Raw genomic sequence first — 15,723 nt, forward strand, 5'->3', positions numbered from 1 at the left:
CGGAACTCATCGCCGTACGCTGGAGATCGTGCCGAGAACGGTGGGCCGACCGATCGCCAGCCGCATCACGGCGATCCTGGGCGTCCTGCTGGCGCTGTTGCTGCTCGGCGGGGCGCTCGTGTGGTTCGCCGAGCGCCGCGGCCTGACCACCGACGACCTGTGGGAGATCGTCGACCCGCCCCCGCCGGAGCAGTGCACCGAGGACGATCCCACCTCGGCGGGCTGCCTCACGCCGAGCACGCTGCGCCTGCACGACGCGGCGGTGGCCCGGTTCGGCGAGCCCGGACCGGACGCGCCGGTCCGGTCACTGACCTGCTGGTCCGAGCACGCCTGGAACCCGTCCAGCGACCATCCTCAGGGGCGGGCCTGCGACTTCTTCCCGGCCGGCTACGGCGAGTTCCCCGCCGGGACCGACCTGGAGCAGGGCTGGGCGGTGGCGGACTGGCTGCGGGAGAACTCGTCCGAGCTGCGGGTGCGGTACGTGATCTGGCAGGGCCGGATCTGGTACCGCGGCGCGGGAGACGCCGGGGAGGGCCGGGCGGGCTGGGGCCGTCCCTACGACGGCGGCGGCATCTACGACCCCGACGACGCGACCGGCGGGCACTTCGATCACGTGCACGTCAGCGTCCGGCCCTGACCGGCGACGGTCAGAGGACCTGCTCGCCGTACATCTCGCCGAGCGGGTCGGCGATCAGCTCGACCCGGGCGCCGTCGGGATCGCGGAAGTACACCGAGACCCCGGAGTGCACCTCGTGCTCGACACCGGCCTCGGTCAGGCGCGCGACGAGCGCGTCCCACCGCTCCGGCTCGACGCTGATCGCGATGTGGTGCAGCCCGCCGAGCACCTCGGCGTACGGGCCGACGTCGAGCCCGGGGAAGTCGAAGAACGCGAGCAGGTTCCCGTTGCCGATGTCGAAGAAGAAGTGCGACGAGCCCGGGTAGTCCCGGTTCTCGATCAGCTCGGTCAGCGGGAAGCCGAGCACGTCCTGGTAGAACCGGACGGTCCGCTCGACGTCCGAGCTGACCAGGGCCGTGTGGTGCAGGCCGCGGGCGGTCGAGGCCGGTCGCTCCCCGGCGGGCCTCAGGTGGGTCCGGCGGATCCGGTCGCGTTCGGCGTCGAGGGTCGGGACGTCGGTGCTCATGGTGCTCAATCCCTTCGGTGCTGCTGGGCGATCAGTGCTGCTGGGCGATCAGTGCTGTGAAGTCCGCGACGTCGTCGAAGGCGTCGGTCCGTGCGGCCCGCGGCCGGTGCGCGCCGACGTCGGCCAGCTCGCCGGCGGCCCGCTCGATCCGGTCCTCCAGGGTGCTCGACGAGTCGGTGGCACCCCAGTCCTCGGGGGCGGCGAACACGGCGGTCGGGACGACGACGGCGTGCAGGTGCGCGAACAGCGGGCGCATCGCGTGCTCCAGGGCCAGCGAGTGCCGCGCCGTCCCGCCGGTGGCGGCGACGAGCACCGGGGTGCCGGTCAGCGCCTCCCGGTCGAGGACGTCGACGAACGTCTTGAACAGGCCGCTGTAGGACGCCGCGAAGATCGGGGTCACCGCGATCACGGCGTCGGCCAGCGCGACCGAGTCCAGGACCGGCGACAACGACGCGTTCGGGAACCCGGTGAGCAGGTGGTCGGCCAGGTCGTGGGCGTGCTCGCGCAGCTCCACGGTCTCGATCTCGACCTGCTCCCCCCGGTCCCGCAGCGCCGCCGAGGCGGCTGCGGACAGCCGGTCGGCGAGCAGCCGGGTCGACGACGGCGTCGACAGCCCGGCGCTCACCACGACGATCCTGCGTGTCATCAGGCGGCCTCCGTCCCCTTCTCACCGTCGGTCTCCTCCGTGTCGGCGGTCGTCGCCGCGACCAGCGTGGCGTGTGTCGGCGCGTCCGGCACGCCGGGCGCGCGCAGCGCCGCGAACTCCTTGCGCAGCACCGGGACGACCTGCTCGCCGAGGATGTCCAGCTGCTCCAGCACGGTCTTGAGCGGCAGCCCGGCGTGGTCGATCAGGAACAGCTGACGCTGGTAGTCACCGACGTAGCCACGGAACCCGAGGGTCCGGTCGATGACCTGCTGCGGGCTGCCGACGGTCAGCGGGGTCTCCCGGCTGAAGTCCTCCAGCGAGGGACCGTGCCCGTAGACCGGCGCGTTGTCGAAGTACGGCCGGAACTCGCGCACCGCGTCCTGCGAGTTGGCCCGCATGAACACCTGGCCGCCGAGCCCGACGATCGCCTTCTCCGCCGGTCCGTGGCCGTGGTGCTCCCAGCGCTTGCGGTAGAACTCGACCATCCGCCGGGTGTGCGACGCCGGCCAGAAGATGTGGTTGTGGAAGAAGCCGTCGCCGTAGTAGGCAGCCTGCTCGGCGATCTCCGGGCTGCGGATCGAGCCGTGCCAGACGAACGGCGGGACGCCGTCGAGCGGGCGCGGGGTCGAGGTGAAGCCCTGCAGCGGGGTGCGGAAGCGGCCCTCCCAGTCCACCACCTCGTCGTCCCAGAGCTTGCGCAGCAGCGCGTAGTTCTCGACGGCGAGGTTCATCCCCTGCCGGATGTCCTGGCCGAACCACGGGTACACCGGGCCGGTGTTGCCGCGGCCAAGGGTGAGGTCGATCCGGCCGCCGGACAGGTGCTGCAGCATCGCGTAGTCCTCGGCGATCTTCACCGGGTCGTTCGTGGTGATCAGCGTGGTCGCGGTGGACAGCTGCAGCCGCTCGGTCAGCGCCGCGATGTAGCCCAGCGTCGTCGTCGGCGAGGACGAGAAGAACGGCGGGTTGTGGTGCTCGCCGAGCGCGAACACGTCCAGCCCGACCTCCTCCGCCTTGCGCGCGATGGCGACGACGTCGGAGAGCCGCTGCGCTTCGGTCGGCGTCCGGCCCGTCGTCGGGTCGGTCGTGATGTCGCTGACCGAGAAGATTCCGAACTGCACGACTACCTCCGAGATTGTTGACCTGTCATCTATATTCTGTCCGAACGTAGGTGACGCGTCAACTATTCCGGTAGTCTGGGACGCGTGACACGGTGGCTGGACGAGCGCGAGCAGACGACGTGGCGGGGTTACCTGCGGATGCAGGCGAGACTGCAGGCGGAGCTGCACCGCAGGCTGCAGGCCGAGTCGGGCCTGTCGATCGCGGACTTCGACGTGCTCGTGGCGCTCACCGACCGGCCGGACGAGCGGGTGCGCGTGCTGGAGCTCGCGACGTCGCTGGAGTGGGAGAAGAGCAGGCTGTCGCACCACCTGGCCCGGATGCAGCGGCGCGGGCTGATCACCCGCGAGGAGTGCGACGACGACGGCCGCGGCAACTTCGTCGTCCTGACCGACCAGGGGCGGGCCGCCATCGAGCGGGCCGCCCCCGGGCACGTGGAGTCGGTCCGGGAGCTGGTCTTCGACACCCTCGCCGACGACGACGTGGACGCGCTCGCCCGGATCACCGGGGCCGTCGGGGCACGGTTGGACAGGGCGCGGCGCTGACCCCTCCGCAGCGCCGCGCCCGCGTCCGGGTCCGGGTCCGGCCGGAACCACGTCGGCCCGTGACCGGGTCGGTCGGGGCCGAGTCGCTCGAGGCCGGGTCCGGAGCCGGGTAGCTCGCGGCCGGGACCGGGCCGGGTAGCTCGCAGCCGGGACCGGGCCGGGTGGCTCGCAGCCGGGACCGGGCCGGGTGGCTCGCGGCCGGGTCCGGGCCGGGTGGCCGGCCGCGTTCCGCGGAACGCCCCTGGGTCCCCTGCACCGGGCGGATCGCGTTCCGCGGAACGCGATCGCGGCCTGCCCGGCCGGTGCGGTGGGCGTTGGGCGGGCCGTGTCCTGCGCGTGCGCATCACCGCTCCCACCGCCCCGGCCGCGTTCCGCGGAACGCACCCACGGCACGATCCCTGCCGGCCGGGCCGGGTCCGCGGAAGCCGATCGGGCCACACCCGGCGGCCGGACCACGTTCCGCGGAACGCGCCGGGAGCCTCGTCTGCCGGCCTGGTCGCACTCCATGGGAAGCGCCGGGAGCCGGGCCCACTGCGTTCCGCGGAACGCAGTTCCGGACTGCCTGCCGGCCGGACCGCGGCCCCGCCGAACGCGCCACGCGGCTCGCCGCTTCGGCCGGCGACGGCGACGGCGAACAAGCCACCCGCCGTCACCGCCCGCCGCTGCTCACCACCTGCCCCGGCCTCCGTCCGCGCCGGCTGTCCGTCCGGCTCACCCCCCGACCGGCTCACCGCCGGCCGTCCGACTTGCCACCCGCCTGATGCACCGCTGACCGCCCGATGCCGCTGCCGCTCAATGCACCGCTGCCGGTCCGATGCACCGCTGCCGGCGCGGCTCACCGCTGCCCGGCGTCCCCGACGGTGCTCCCGGGGTAGCGGGTGCGGAGCAGCCCGCGACAGAAGTGCGCGTTGCCCTCGATCGAGATGCGCTGCGACCGGGCCATCCGCAGCTTCAGCGGAACCTGCTCGGCCGGGTACGGGACTCCGTCGTGCCCGACCAGCACCGGCTCGCCGTCACCGGTGCCGAGCCCGATCGCGGCCCGCCGCCTGCGCAACGCGTCGGTGCCGGGACCGGCGGGCAGGTCGCCGAGCGTCACCCCGTGCAGCGACTCCGGGGTGCGGTCCGGGTCGGCGCGCAGCAACGCGGTCAGCGCGCGCTCCATCGCCGCGGCGTGCGCCTTGCGCCGGAACGTCTCCCGCAGGCCGTCGAGGTCGGAGTCGGCCTCGTGCCGGAAGGTGCCGCGGTATCCGGCGTCGGCGGCCAGGCCGGCGTTGATCAGGTCCGAGTCGTGGTGGTCGTCCAGCTCGACGACGATCTCACCGGTCCAGTCGAGCGCGGTCAGGACGTCCTTCGCGTCGGACGCCATCAGATAGGCGAAGTTCGGGGCGCAGAAGGCGGTGGGCAGCCGCAGGTGGACCTCGACCCGGTCGCCGTCCACCTCGATCGACCGGACGAACTCCAGGTCGGTGATCGGCTCGTCCAGCTCCGGATCGACGACGGCGTCCAGCGCACGACGGGCCGCCGCGACCCGGCAGCCGGGCCCGCCCACCGCCGTGGCCGCGGCGGTCACGGCAGCGCCGGAACCACCCCGAACACCGGCGGGGCCAGCGGGGACGCCGGCGGCGCCATCCGGAAGACCGACGGGGCCGGCGGGAGCGCCGGCTGGGCCACCGGCGGCGTCGAGCACCGGCGTGTTCACGAGGCCACCGCCACTTCCTCCGGGGTCTCGTCGCACGGCTGCAGCTGCTCCGGCACCTCGATGTCGTACATCGTCGCGGCGTTCAGGCCGAGGATCTTCTTCTTCTGCGCGGTGGTCAGCGGCGCGTACTCGGCCAGCTCCTCGGGGATCTGGAAGTCGACGAACCGCTCGACCAGCCAGCGCGGCGTCCAGATCGCGTAGTCGCTGGAGAACTGGATGCGGTCCTCGCCGATCCAGTACAGGAGCTCGCCGAGGATCTGGGCGAAGTACTTGGGCCGGGTGTGGATGAACGGCATCGCGACCGCCAGCCCGGCGTGCACGTTCGGCTCCTGGGTGGCGATCCAGCAGAAGTCCTCGAGCCGCGGCAGCCCGCAGTGCTCGACGACGAAGTTCAGCTCGGTGAAGTCGGTCGCCACCTTGTCGACGTCGGCCACGTCGAACGCGTCCCGGTCCAGCGGCCGGATGGTCGGCCCCTTGTGCACGTGGATGTTGCGGATCCCCAGCTCCTGGGCGGCCTCCAGGTACCGGTAGGACCAGAGGTCGTCGAGCTTCCAGCCGCGGGAGTCGCCGTGCCACTCGGCGGTGTAGAGCTTGACGCCCTTGAGGCCGAACCGCTTCGCGTCCTCGCGCAGCCGGCGTAGGCCCTCCTCCCCGTTGCGCGGGTCCCAGTTGTGGTTGTAGGTGAGCCGGTCCGGGTTGGCCCGGGCGAGCGCGAACGCCTCCTCGGTCTGGCCGAAGCCGTTGACGTAGAACTCGCCGAGCCGGGCCGGCTGGAAGATCGCGTGGTCGACGTGGCCGTCGATGAACAGGTCCTTCATCAGCCGGTCGCCGCCCTGGTAGAGGTAGTCCTCGTAGGGCCAGACCTCGGACTCCGGGCTGAGGTTGCGGTGGTAGTCGTAGAAGCAGTCGATGAACTGCCTGCCGTGGATGTTGCGCTGGTTCTCCGGTCGCGCGTCCCACAGCGCCACGTGCGCGTCCACGATGAAGTAGGACTCACCGTTCGTCGAGTACATCGTCGTCCTCCCGGTCGCGGCGAGGTGGTGGACACCCCGCGACTGCGCGGGCCGGTGCAGGTCCCGCGTCGGAGCCCGACGGTAGGAACGCCGGACACCCGGATGGCGCCCCCGGCGTCTCAACCTGAGACGAGACGGCCGCGCCGGGGCGTGCACCGTGGAGACACCGGCCGGGTGGGAGGTGCATGATGGGGCAGCCGCCGGCGCCGGCGCGGATCTCGGCGTCCTGGATGCGCAGCGAGACCTACGGCGCGCCGACCGAGGCGGTCAGCCCGGCCTTCACCGGCACCGTCGACGACGGGTCGCTGTTCGCCCGCTGCGGCAGCGAGGTGCTCGCCGGGCTGCACGAGGCGTTGCCGGGCGAGCCGATCAGCCTGATGCTCACCGACGCCGAGGGCGTCGTGGTGTCCCGGCTGTGCGACGAGCGCGCCCTGCTCGACGCGCTCGACGACACCTACCTGGCCCCCGGGTTCGCGTTCGGCGAGCGGGAGGTGGGCACGACCGGGCTCGGGCTCGCGCTGGCCGACCGGGTGCCGTCGCTGGTCCGCGGAGACGAGCACTACTGCGCCGGGCTGTGGGGCTACACCTGCGCCGCCGCGCCGGTGCTCGACCCGGTCGACCAGAACCTGCTCGGCAGCATCAACCTCACCACCTGGTCGCAGCGCTCGTCCGGCCTGCTGCTCGCGCTCGCGCGCACCGCGGCCGGGCAGACCTCGGCGCTGATGCTGGCGCACGGACGGGGCGCGGCGTCCCGCCCGGCGCCGCGCGGCGAGGTGTTCCGGATCGCCCCGCAGGCGCCCGCGCTCGCCGCGGACGGGCTGTCCGCCGGCTGGCGGCAGGCGCTCGACGAGGTCGCCGCGGCGCTGCGCGACGGCGCCCGGGTCGGGATCGTCGGCGAGCCCGGCGCCGGGAAGTCGGCGCTGCTGGCGACGGCGCTGCGCGCGGCCCGGCCACGGCACCGGGTGCTGCACGCCCGCCCGCCGGCCGCCGCGGACGCCGTCGACTGGCTGTCGCTGTGGGCGCCGGAACTGGGCAAGCCGGACACCGCGGTGATCGCCGGGCGGGTGCACGAGCTGCCCGCCCCGGTCGCGACCCGGCTGGCCGGCCTGGTCCGCGCGCTCCCGCCGACCGCCCTGAGCATGACCGCCGGCTCGGCCGACGCGGTGCCCGAGGCGCTGGGCCGGCTGCTCGACGTCGTCGTCGAGGTCCCCGCGCTGCGGCACCGGTCGGCGGACGTGCTGCCGCTGGCCCGGCACTTCGCGCGGCCCGGGACGACCTTCACCGACGACGCCGTCCGCGCCCTGCGCGGCCATCCGTGGCCGGGCAACGTCGAGCAGCTGCGCCGGGTCATCCGGGACGCCTGCGCCCGCAGCACCGTCGTCGACCTGCGGCACCTGCCCGCCGAGCTGCTCACCGGCCGGTCCGCCGCGCTCACCCGGATCGAGGCGCTGGAACGCGACGAGCTGGTGCGCTGCCTCAACGGGCACGGGATGAGCGTGACCCGGGCCGCCGAGGAGCTGGGGATCTCCCGGGCCACCGCCTACCGGCGGGTGCAGCGCTACGGCATCACACTCCCCGACCGGGCCCGCTGACACTCACAGCCTGCGCACGCAGGAACCCACCCACACGCCGCCGAGCAGCACGACGATCCCGCCGGTCACCAGCGCCCCGACCACGAGCAGGGACACCCCGCCGGCGAGCACCAGGGCGGCGACGAGGAGCTGGATCCACAGCAGCACCGCCCCAGGATTGCACCGCGCACGATCCCGCGCACGATCCCGCGCACGATCCCGCGCACGATCCCGCGCAGCACGGCGCACCATCGCGCGCACAGCGCGGCGTACACCCACAGGGACACCACCGGGGTGCCGCGAACCGCGTCCGGTGCCATCATCGGTGCAGCGGGCAACGTTGCTCGCAGGGCCGCCCGGGTGACGACGTCCGACCGATCGGACGCACTGTCCACACCCGTTCGGCCGTTCCTGCGGCGGCCGGGGGAACCTGCACCCTCCCCGGACGTCACAGGTGGTGACGGACGGCGTCCGGCCGCGGTGCCCGGGGCGGCGTCCGGACGCACCGGGGGACAGGGCACCATTTCCGGGTGGTACCTGATCGGAGGCTTGCGTGATCGGACTGTCGGACACCGTGGCCGCGTTGCTGGCCGCGATCCCGGCTGCGCCGATCCGGTCGCTCCTCGTGATCGGTCTCGGGGCCTTACTGGAGGGCCCGATCGTCACCGTCGCCGCGGCCGCACTGGCCGGCGCCGGTCAGCTGCCCTGGTGGGGGGTGTGGCTGGCCGCGGTGGTCGCCGACGTCGTCGGCGACACCCTGCTCTACGCACTCGGCAGGCACGGCGACCGGCCGGCCGTCGCCCGGGTGCTGGTCCGGCTCGGCCTGTCCGACGCCCGCCGCGAGGCCCTGACCCGCGAGGTGCACACCCACCTGCCCCGGATCGTCGTCGGGGCGAAGCTCGTCGACATCGGGGCGATCCCCGCCTACCTCGCGGCCGGTCTGGCGAACGTCGGCTACCAGCGCTTCCTGTCCTGGATCATCCCGGCGACCGCGGTCCGGGCGGCCGTGCTCGTCGGCATCGGCTACGCGGCGGGCGACCGGCTCGCCGCGGACCTGGAGAGCCGGCCGTGGCTGCTGGTCGTCGCCGGGATCGCGGTCGGTGTGGCGCTGGTCGTCGGCAGGCTGGCGATCGTGCGGGCCACCGCGGGCCGCCGCCGGGCGCACGCCCGCTGACCGCCGCCGGCGTGGGACGCGCCGGGCGGCGCGGGCCCGGCGGTCCGGACATCCCGCCCAGCTGACGGGAACGCGTTGACAGGCACCGCCGGGCCCGGGTGGGCTGGGCGGTGGTCCGGGACCCGCCCCTGGAGCCCTCCCGTGCTCGACGTACGCCGCCTGGCGATCCTCCGTGCCATCCGTGACCACGGGTCGCTGTCCGCGGCGGCCCGGTCGCTCTACCTCTCGACCTCCGCCGTCTCCCAGCACATGAACGCCCTGGAACGTGAGGCCGGGCTGCCGCTGCTGCTGCGCGCGCCCGGCTCCGGCGGCCGGCTCACCGCGGCCGGGGAGATCCTGGCGGTGCACGCCGAGGCGCTGCTCTCCCGGCTGGCGGAGGCCGGCGCGGAGATGGCCGCGCTCGCCGCGCAGCGCGCCGGGCGGCTGCGGGTCACCGCGTTCGCCGGGCCGGCGGACACGCTGCTGCCCGCCGCGCTGGACCGGCTCCGCGCCGGGTTCCCCGGGGTGGACGTCGACGTCCGGGTGACCGGAGCGGACGACGCCGTCGCCCGGCTGCGCGCCGACGAGACCGACCTGGCGCTGCTCACCGGGGTGCCCGGTGCGGGCGGCGGCGAGGACGGCGTCGTCAGCACCCCGGTGTACGCCGAGCGGTTCGTGCTGCTGGTGCCCGACCGGCACCGGTGGCGGCACCGGCCTGCCGTCCGGCTGGACGAGCTGGCCGGGGAGCGGTGGATCCTGGGCGGGCCGTCCGGCCCGACGCCCGAGGAGCGGATCGTCCGCCGGGCCTGCCGGGAGGCCGGGTTCGTGCCCGCGGTGGCGCACCGGGCGGACGCCCCGGACACGGTCCGCGAGCTCGTCGCGGCCGGGACCGGGATCGCGCTCGTCCCGGAGCTGACGACCGGTGACCGGGCGGCCCGCGGAGCCGGCGCGGTCGCCGTCGTCCCGGTCGCCGGCCGGGCGCCGGTCCGGGACGTGCTCGTCGCGACCGCCCGCGGGGTCCGGAACCGGCCCCCGGCCGTCGAGGGGCTGCTGCGCGCGCTGCGCGAGGCGGCCGCGGCGCACGCCCTGGACCGGACGCTCACCGCGGCCGCCGGCTGACCGGCCGGATCACCCCCGCAGCTCGGGGAACGCGTCGTCGCGCCACTCGAGCGCGGCGGCCGCCTCCGGCTGGTCGGTCTCCCGCCGGCGCAGCTCCACCCGGCGGATCTTCCCGGAGATCGTCTTCGGCAGCTCGGTGAACTCCAGCCGCCGCACCCGCAGGTAGGGGGCCAGGTTCGCGCGGGCGTGCGCGAGGATCGCCAGCGCCGTGTCCCGGGTCGGCTCCCAGCCGGGCGCCAGCGCGACGTACGCCTTGGGCACGGCCAGCCGGACCGGATCGGGCTGCGGCACCACGGCCGCCTCCAGCACGGCCGGGTGCTCGACGAGCACGCTCTCCAGCTCGAACGGCGAGACCTTGTAGTCGGACGCCTTGAAGACGTCGTCGGTGCGCCCGACGTAGAACAGGTAGCCGTCGGCGTCCCGGGTCGCGGTGTCCCCGGTGTGGTAGAAGCCGCCGGCCATCGCCTCCGCATTCCGCTCGGGGGAGTCCAGGTAGCCGGTCATCAGGCTGAGCGGGCGGCGGGCCAGGTCGATGCAGATCTCGCCCTCGGTGTCCGAGACCTCGCCGGTGGCCTCGTCGACCAGCACCACCGGGACGCCGGGCAGCGGGCGGCCCATCGAGCCGGGCTTGACCACCGAACCGGGGGTGTTGCCGACCGACGCGGTGGTCTCGGTCTGCCCGAACCCGTCGCGCAGGGTGAGCCCCCAGTGCCGCTGCACCTGCTCGATGATCTCCGGGTTCAGCGGCTCGCCCGCCGCGATGACCTCGCGCAGCGATCCGGGCCCGCCGGACAGGTCGGCCTTGATCAGCATCCGCCACACCGTCGGCGGAGCGCAGAACGTGCTGACCCGCCGGCTGCGCAGCGTCTCCAGCAGCGCCGCGGCGTCGAACCGGGTGTAGCTGTAGAGGAAGATCGTCGCCCCGGCGATCCACGGCGCGAAGAAGCAGCTCCAGGCGTGCTTCGCCCAGCCCGGGGAGCTGATGTTGAGGTGCACGTCGCCGGGGGTGAGCCCGAGCCAGTACATGGTGCTCAGGTGACCCACCGGGTACGACGCCTGGGTGTGCTCGACGAGCTTCGGCCGGCTGGTGGTGCCGGAGGTGAAGTACAGGAGCAGCCGGTCGTCGGCGGTGGTGCCGGGATGCTCGAGCGGTGCCTCGGCGTCCGCGGCGGGCACGGTGTCGGTGTCGGTGTCGGTGTCGGTGTCGGTGTCGGCGGCGGTGTAGTCCAGCCAGCCCGGCGCCGATCCGCCGACGGCGACCAGCACCCGGCCGTCGTGCAGGCCGGCGAACTTCTCCGCGCAGGACGCGTCGGCGATCACGAACCGGGCCGCGCCGCGCTCGAGCCGGTCCGGCAGGTCGAGCGCGCCGAGCGCCGTCGTGGTCGGCATGACGACCGCGCCGAGCTTCATCACGGCGAGCATCGACTCCCACAGCTCGACCCGGTTGCCGAGCATGACCAGCACGCTGTCGCCGCGGGAGACGCCGAGCGAGGCGAGCCACCGGGCGACCCGGTTGGAGCGGCGGCGCAGCTCGTCGAAGGTCCAGGAGCCCTCGGTGCCGTCCTCGTCGACGATCTGCAGGGCGGGCCGGTGGTCGCCGTCGGCGATCACGTCGAACCAGTCGTGCGCCCACTGGAACGGGCCGGACAGCTCGGGCCAGCGGAAGTCGGCGACCGCCTTCTCGTGCTCGCCGTGCAGCGCGACGAGCCGGTCCCGGGCGTCCCGGAGGATCTCGTGGTTGGTGCTCGGGTGGCTGGTGCTCATGCGTGCGCCTCCGCGTTCTCGGTCTCGTGCTCCAGGGCCCGGTTCCGGGTCTCGTGCAGGAACGAGACGCTGACCAGCGAGATCACCGCGGTGATCGAGAGCATCACGCCGATCGCGATGCTGCCGAACGAGGCGGCGAGGCCGGGCGCGAGCAGCGGCGGGATCGCGCCGCCGAGGACCCCGGCCAGGTTGTAGCCGAGCCCGGCACCGGTGTAGCGGTGCTCGGCCGCGAACAGCTCCGGCAGGTACGACCCGGCCGGGCCGTAGGACACCGAGAAGATCACCAGGGTGACCGAGAGACCGATCCCGAACGCCAGCGGCGTGCCGATGTCCAGCACCGGGAACAGCGCGAGCGCCCAGACGATGCCGGCGATGCAGGAGACCCGGATGACGTTGCGGCGCCCGAACCGGTCGGACAGGATCCCGGAGATCACGATCCCGGCGCCGAAGATCACCGACGCGCCGATGCCCAGGCCGAGCACGACCGGGCGGGGCAGCGCGGCGCCGTCCGGGTCGGTGCCGTAGGCGGTCAGGTACGCGGTGCCCATGTAGAAGAAGGCGAACAGCATGGTCAGCGCGCCGGCCGACAGCAGCACCTCGCGCGGCTGGGCGCGGACGGCCTCCAGGAACGGCAGCCGCTTCGACCGGTCCAGGGTGGCCGCCTCGGCCTTGGCCCGGACCTGGGCGTCCTTGAACGCTGGGGTCTCCTCGATCGAGAGCCGGACCCACAGGCCGACGCCGATCAGGGCGATCGAGAGGATGAACGGGATCCGCCAGCCGTAGGTCAGGAACGCGTCGTCGTCGTCGCCCATGACCAGGCCGGTGACCAGGAAGGTGCCGGACGACAGCGCGAACGCGATCGCCGGGCCGAGCTGCGGGAACACCCCGTACAGCCCGCGCTTCTCCTTCGGCGCGTACTCGGCGGTCAGCAGGGTCGCGCCCGCCCACTCGCCACCGACGGCGAAGCCCTGGCAGAAGCGCAGGAACACCAGGATCAGCGGGGCGGCGACGCCGATCGTCTCGGCCGAGGGCAGCAGCCCGATCAGCACGGTCGCGATCCCCATCAGCAGCAGGGTCGAGATCAGCGTCCGCTTGCGACCGATCCGGTCGCCGTAGTGGCCGAAGATGACGGCGCCGACCGGGCGGGCGAAGAAGGCGACGGCGAACGTCGCGAAGGACGCGACGGTGCCCGCGGTGGCGCCGAGCGCCGGGAAGAAGACCGTCGGGAACACCAGCGCGGCGGCGGTGCCGTAGATGAAGAAGTCGTAGAACTCGATCGTCGTCCCGGCACAGCTGGCCGCGGCGACCCGGCGGAGCGGGACCGGTTTCGTCGTCTCCGGAGGGGACGCGTCGGACATGGGCAGGGGCTCCTCGTCGAGCGGGACGGGTGTCGGCGGATGGGTGGACGAGAGGTTCACCGAGCCGGTGCCGGTGCCGCTACCCACCGAAGTGGGGCTACCCACTTCGGGGGGTAGCCGGCTCGCAGGGCGCTTGACGCCGACCGGGACACATGCGACAACGCACCCGGGACGCGGATGATGAAGCACATCCGCGCGCACCGATGGAGGGCACCCGTGGTCGACGGTGGCACGGCGTGGGACGCGGCCCGGGACGCGCGCAGCGACGCGGCCGGTGGCCCGGCGTGGCATGCGGCGGAGGACGTCGTGGCGCGGACGCTGGAGGCCTCGCTGGCGCGGCGGCTCGGCGAGCTGCACCGCAGCACCGGGCTGCCGGTGGTGTTCGGCGGCGCGACCCGCAGCTGCGCGGCCGGGCAGAAGCTGACGATCACCCGGCTGGCGGGCACCCTGGGCGACTCGCTGCGCCAGCTGGACGTGGTGTCCGGGCGCGGCCTCGGCGGTGCCGCGATGGTGCGCAGGCGGCCGTGCCGGGTGAACGACTACGCCTCGACGGCCGGCATCACCCACGACTACGACCTGCCGGTCGTCGAGTACGAGAAGCTGACCTCGATCCTGGCCTACCCGATCATGGTGGGCGGGGCGGTCCGCGGGATGGTCTACGGGGCGGTCCGCGCGGATCGGCCGATCGGTGACGTCGCCGTCCGCCGGACCGGTGCGATCGCCACCCAGGTCGCCCGGGACGTCACCGCGGCGCTGGAGCCGGTCGCCCCGGCCCCGGGCGGCGGGGCCGGCCCGGACCGCAGCACGGCGCTCGACGAGCTGGCGGCGCTGGCCCGGTCCACCGCCGATCCGGGCCTGCGGGCCAAGCTCGACCAGATCCACCGCGCGCTCACCGGTTCCCGCCCGCCGCCGGCCGCCCCGCCGGGGACCCTGCTGGCGCCGCGGGAGGCGGAGGCGCTGCGGCTGGTGGCGGTCGGGGCGAGCAACGCCGAGATCGCCGCGGACATGGGCCTGGCGGTGGACACCGTGAAGACCTACCTGCGCAGCGCGATGCGCAAGCTCGGCGTGCACAACCGCACCAAGGCGGTGCTGGCGGCCCGCTCCGCCGGCCTGCTCTGATCCTCCCTTCGGGTCGGGCCCCGGGGCACCCGGCGGGTGCTGCCGCCCGGGGGCGGGTGCGGGGAGCATCATGGGCAGGCATGAGCCGGGTGCACGCGTTCTCCGACGACGCTCTGGGTGACGCCGACGCGGTCGGTCTGGCCGAGCGGCTCCGCCGCCGCGAGGTCTCGGCGGCCGAGCTGCGGACCGCGGTCGCCGGGCGGGCCGCGCTCGTCGAGCCGCAGCTGCACGGCCTGGCGCTGGACCGGATCGCCGATCCGGTGACCGGCGAGCGGGCCGGGCCGCTGGCCGGCGTCCCGACGCTGGTCAAGGACAACACCGACGTCCGCGGCTGGCCGGTCACCAACGGCACCGTCGCCTACGTCCCGGCGCCCGCCCGGGAGCACGCCGAGGTCACCCGGCAGCTGCTGGCGACCGGCCTGGACCTGCTGGGCCTGACCCGGATGCCGGAGTACGGCCTGAACGCCTCCACCGAGTTCGCCGCCGCCGAGCCGACCCGCAACCCGTGGGACCCGCGGTTCTCGGCGGGCGCGTCGTCCGGCGGGGCGGCGGCGCTGGTCGCGGCCGGTGTGGTGCCGGTCGCGCACGCCAACGACGGCGGCGGCTCGATCCGGATCCCGGCCGCGGCCTGCGGGCTGGTCGGGCTGAAGCCGACCCGGGGCAGGCTCGCCCCGAACGCGAACGGCGCCCGGATGCCGATCGACCTGGTCGCCGACGGGATCGTGTCCCGGACGGTGCGCGACACCGCGACCTTCCTGGCCGCCGCGGACCGGTACCGCCGCAACCCGGCGCTGCCGCCGGTCGGCCTGGTCGAGGGCCCGGCCCGCCGGCGGCTGCGGATCGGGTTGGTGCTGGACTCGCCGACCGGCGCGCAGATCGACGCCGAGACCCGGACGGCGGTCACCGAGGTGGCCGAGCTGCTCGGCAAGCAGGGGCACCTGGTGGAGCCCGCGAGCACCGGCATCGGGTCCCGGTTCGTCGACGACTTCCTCGACTACTGGGGGCTGCTCGCGTTCTCGGTGGTCACCGGCGGCCGCTGGCTGCACGGCCGCACGTTCGACCCGGACCGGCTGGACGCGCTCACCCACGGCCTCGCCGACCACTACCGGAAGGCGATGGCCCGCACCCCGGTGTTCCTGCACCGGCTGCGCCGGGTCGCGCAGTCCTACACCGAGCTGTTCACCCGGCACGACGTGCTGCTCTCGCCGGTGCTGGCGCACACCCCGCCGGAGATCGGCTGGCTGAGCCCCGCGGTCGGGTTCGACGAGCTGACCCGGCGGCTGCTCGACTACGTGGCGTTCACCCCGCTGTGCAACGTCGCGGGTGCCCCGGCGATCGCGGTGCCGGCCGGGGCGGCGGGCAACGGGCTGCCACTGGGGGTGCACCTGTCCACCGCGGCCGGGGACGAGCGCACCCTGCTGGAGCTGGCGTTCGCGCTGGAGTCCGACCGGCCGTGGCCGCGGATCCAGGGCTGAGCA

The 15,723-nt window shown here is 74.4% G+C and carries 15 protein-coding genes; 7 read left to right on the plus strand and 8 right to left on the minus strand.

Going from position 1 to position 15,723, the window contains the following annotated elements:
- The first annotated feature begins 28 nt into the window (after window positions 1-28).
- The gene (locus tag ACVJO7_RS18400) at window positions 29-637 is read left to right on the plus strand and encodes a VldE C-terminal domain-containing protein (protein ID WP_344021196.1); all 609 of its coding nucleotides are present in this window, start codon (window positions 29-31) and stop codon (window positions 635-637) included.
- 10 nt (window positions 638-647) lie between these two features.
- Here ACVJO7_RS18400 and ACVJO7_RS18405 read toward each other — a convergent pair whose 3' ends face one another.
- From ACVJO7_RS18405 to ACVJO7_RS18415, 3 genes are read right to left on the minus strand one after another with little or no spacing between them, the layout of a single operon-like run.
- Window positions 648-1,142, minus strand: a complete 495-nt coding sequence (locus tag ACVJO7_RS18405; RefSeq protein ID WP_344021198.1) for a VOC family protein — start codon at window positions 1,140-1,142, stop codon at window positions 648-650.
- 31 nt (window positions 1,143-1,173) lie between these two features.
- Window positions 1,174-1,788 (minus strand): FMN reductase, encoded by a 615-nt coding sequence (locus tag ACVJO7_RS18410; protein WP_491673906.1) that lies wholly within the window; start codon window positions 1,786-1,788, stop codon window positions 1,174-1,176.
- On the minus strand, window positions 1,788-2,906 hold the full coding sequence (locus ACVJO7_RS18415) for an LLM class flavin-dependent oxidoreductase (RefSeq protein ID WP_491673907.1): 1,119 nt from the start codon (window positions 2,904-2,906) through the stop codon (window positions 1,788-1,790). Before ACVJO7_RS18415 ends, ACVJO7_RS18410 begins: the two co-directional genes overlap by 1 nt.
- An 84-nt stretch (window positions 2,907-2,990) precedes the next feature.
- Between ACVJO7_RS18415 and ACVJO7_RS18420 the strand changes: the two genes are divergently transcribed.
- Window positions 2,991-3,449, plus strand: coding sequence for a MarR family winged helix-turn-helix transcriptional regulator (locus ACVJO7_RS18420; RefSeq protein WP_491673908.1), 459 nt, complete (start codon window positions 2,991-2,993; stop codon window positions 3,447-3,449).
- An 835-nt stretch (window positions 3,450-4,284) separates the two neighbouring features.
- Here ACVJO7_RS18420 and ACVJO7_RS18425 read toward each other — a convergent pair.
- Together ACVJO7_RS18425 and ACVJO7_RS18430 are read right to left on the minus strand one after the other, a co-directional pair.
- Complete coding sequence (locus ACVJO7_RS18425) at window positions 4,285-5,019, minus strand: iron-sulfur cluster assembly protein (protein ID WP_344021206.1); 735 nt, start codon at window positions 5,017-5,019, stop codon at window positions 4,285-4,287.
- A 125-nt stretch (window positions 5,020-5,144) separates the two neighbouring features.
- Window positions 5,145-6,161: an amidohydrolase family protein gene (locus tag ACVJO7_RS18430; protein WP_491673909.1), complete on the minus strand. Its 1,017-nt coding sequence runs from the start codon at window positions 6,159-6,161 to the stop codon at window positions 5,145-5,147.
- A gap of 185 nt (window positions 6,162-6,346) precedes the next feature.
- Here ACVJO7_RS18430 and ACVJO7_RS18435 point away from each other — a divergent pair, with 185 nt between their 5' ends.
- Window positions 6,347-7,753: an AAA-type ATPase lid domain-containing protein gene (locus tag ACVJO7_RS18435; RefSeq protein ID WP_491673910.1), complete on the plus strand. Its 1,407-nt coding sequence runs from the start codon at window positions 6,347-6,349 to the stop codon at window positions 7,751-7,753.
- Between the two features lie 3 nt (window positions 7,754-7,756).
- Here ACVJO7_RS18435 and ACVJO7_RS18440 read toward each other — a convergent pair whose 3' ends face one another.
- Complete coding sequence (locus tag ACVJO7_RS18440; protein ID WP_344021212.1) at window positions 7,757-7,900, minus strand: hypothetical protein; 144 nt, start codon at window positions 7,898-7,900, stop codon at window positions 7,757-7,759.
- A gap of 385 nt (window positions 7,901-8,285) precedes the next feature.
- Here ACVJO7_RS18440 and ACVJO7_RS18445 point away from each other — a divergent pair, with 385 nt between their 5' ends.
- Together ACVJO7_RS18445 and ACVJO7_RS18450 are read left to right on the plus strand one after the other, a co-directional pair.
- Window positions 8,286-8,906, plus strand: coding sequence for a DedA family protein (locus ACVJO7_RS18445; RefSeq protein WP_491673911.1), 621 nt, complete (start codon window positions 8,286-8,288; stop codon window positions 8,904-8,906).
- A 141-nt stretch (window positions 8,907-9,047) separates the two neighbouring features.
- Entirely contained in the window at window positions 9,048-10,004 is a 957-nt protein-coding gene (locus ACVJO7_RS18450; RefSeq protein WP_491673912.1) for a LysR family transcriptional regulator, read from the plus strand.
- A 9-nt stretch (window positions 10,005-10,013) separates the two neighbouring features.
- Here ACVJO7_RS18450 and ACVJO7_RS18455 read toward each other — a convergent pair whose 3' ends face one another.
- Both ACVJO7_RS18455 and ACVJO7_RS18460 read right to left on the minus strand, forming a co-directional pair.
- Window positions 10,014-11,768, minus strand: coding sequence for an AMP-binding protein (locus ACVJO7_RS18455; protein ID WP_491673913.1), 1,755 nt, complete (start codon window positions 11,766-11,768; stop codon window positions 10,014-10,016).
- Window positions 11,765-13,126, minus strand: a complete 1,362-nt coding sequence (locus ACVJO7_RS18460) for an MFS transporter (protein WP_491673914.1) — start codon at window positions 13,124-13,126, stop codon at window positions 11,765-11,767. The genes ACVJO7_RS18455 and ACVJO7_RS18460 overlap by 4 nt, the downstream gene beginning before the upstream one ends.
- Before the next feature lie 216 nt (window positions 13,127-13,342).
- Between ACVJO7_RS18460 and ACVJO7_RS18465 the strand changes: the two genes are divergently transcribed.
- On the plus strand, window positions 13,343-14,245 hold the full coding sequence (locus tag ACVJO7_RS18465; RefSeq protein ID WP_491673915.1) for a LuxR C-terminal-related transcriptional regulator: 903 nt from the start codon (window positions 13,343-13,345) through the stop codon (window positions 14,243-14,245).
- Between the two features lie 80 nt (window positions 14,246-14,325).
- Entirely contained in the window at window positions 14,326-15,720 is a 1,395-nt protein-coding gene (locus ACVJO7_RS18470) for an amidase (protein ID WP_344021224.1), read from the plus strand.
- The last annotated feature ends 3 nt before the right edge of the window (window positions 15,721-15,723 follow it).

Source organism: Pseudonocardia sp. DxW, assembly GCF_058448985.1.

What these genes read in the sequence shown, in the direction of transcription:
- ACVJO7_RS18405 (WP_344021198.1), bottom strand. Translation starts at nt 1,142, where the DNA reads ATGAGCACCGACGTCCCGACCCTCGACGCCGAACGCGACCGGATCCGC.
- ACVJO7_RS18410 (WP_491673906.1), bottom strand. Translation starts at nt 1,788, where the DNA reads ATGACACGCAGGATCGTCGTGGTGAGCGCCGGGCTGTCGACGCCGTCG.
- ACVJO7_RS18430 (WP_491673909.1), bottom strand. Translation starts at nt 6,161, where the DNA reads ATGTACTCGACGAACGGTGAGTCCTACTTCATCGTGGACGCGCACGTG.
- ACVJO7_RS18435 (WP_491673910.1), top strand. Translation starts at nt 6,347, where the DNA reads ATGATGGGGCAGCCGCCGGCGCCGGCGCGGATCTCGGCGTCCTGGATG.
- ACVJO7_RS18455 (WP_491673913.1), bottom strand. Translation starts at nt 11,768, where the DNA reads ATGAGCACCAGCCACCCGAGCACCAACCACGAGATCCTCCGGGACGCC.
- ACVJO7_RS18460 (WP_491673914.1), bottom strand. Translation starts at nt 13,126, where the DNA reads ATGTCCGACGCGTCCCCTCCGGAGACGACGAAACCGGTCCCGCTCCGC.
- ACVJO7_RS18470 (WP_344021224.1), top strand. Translation starts at nt 14,326, where the DNA reads ATGAGCCGGGTGCACGCGTTCTCCGACGACGCTCTGGGTGACGCCGAC.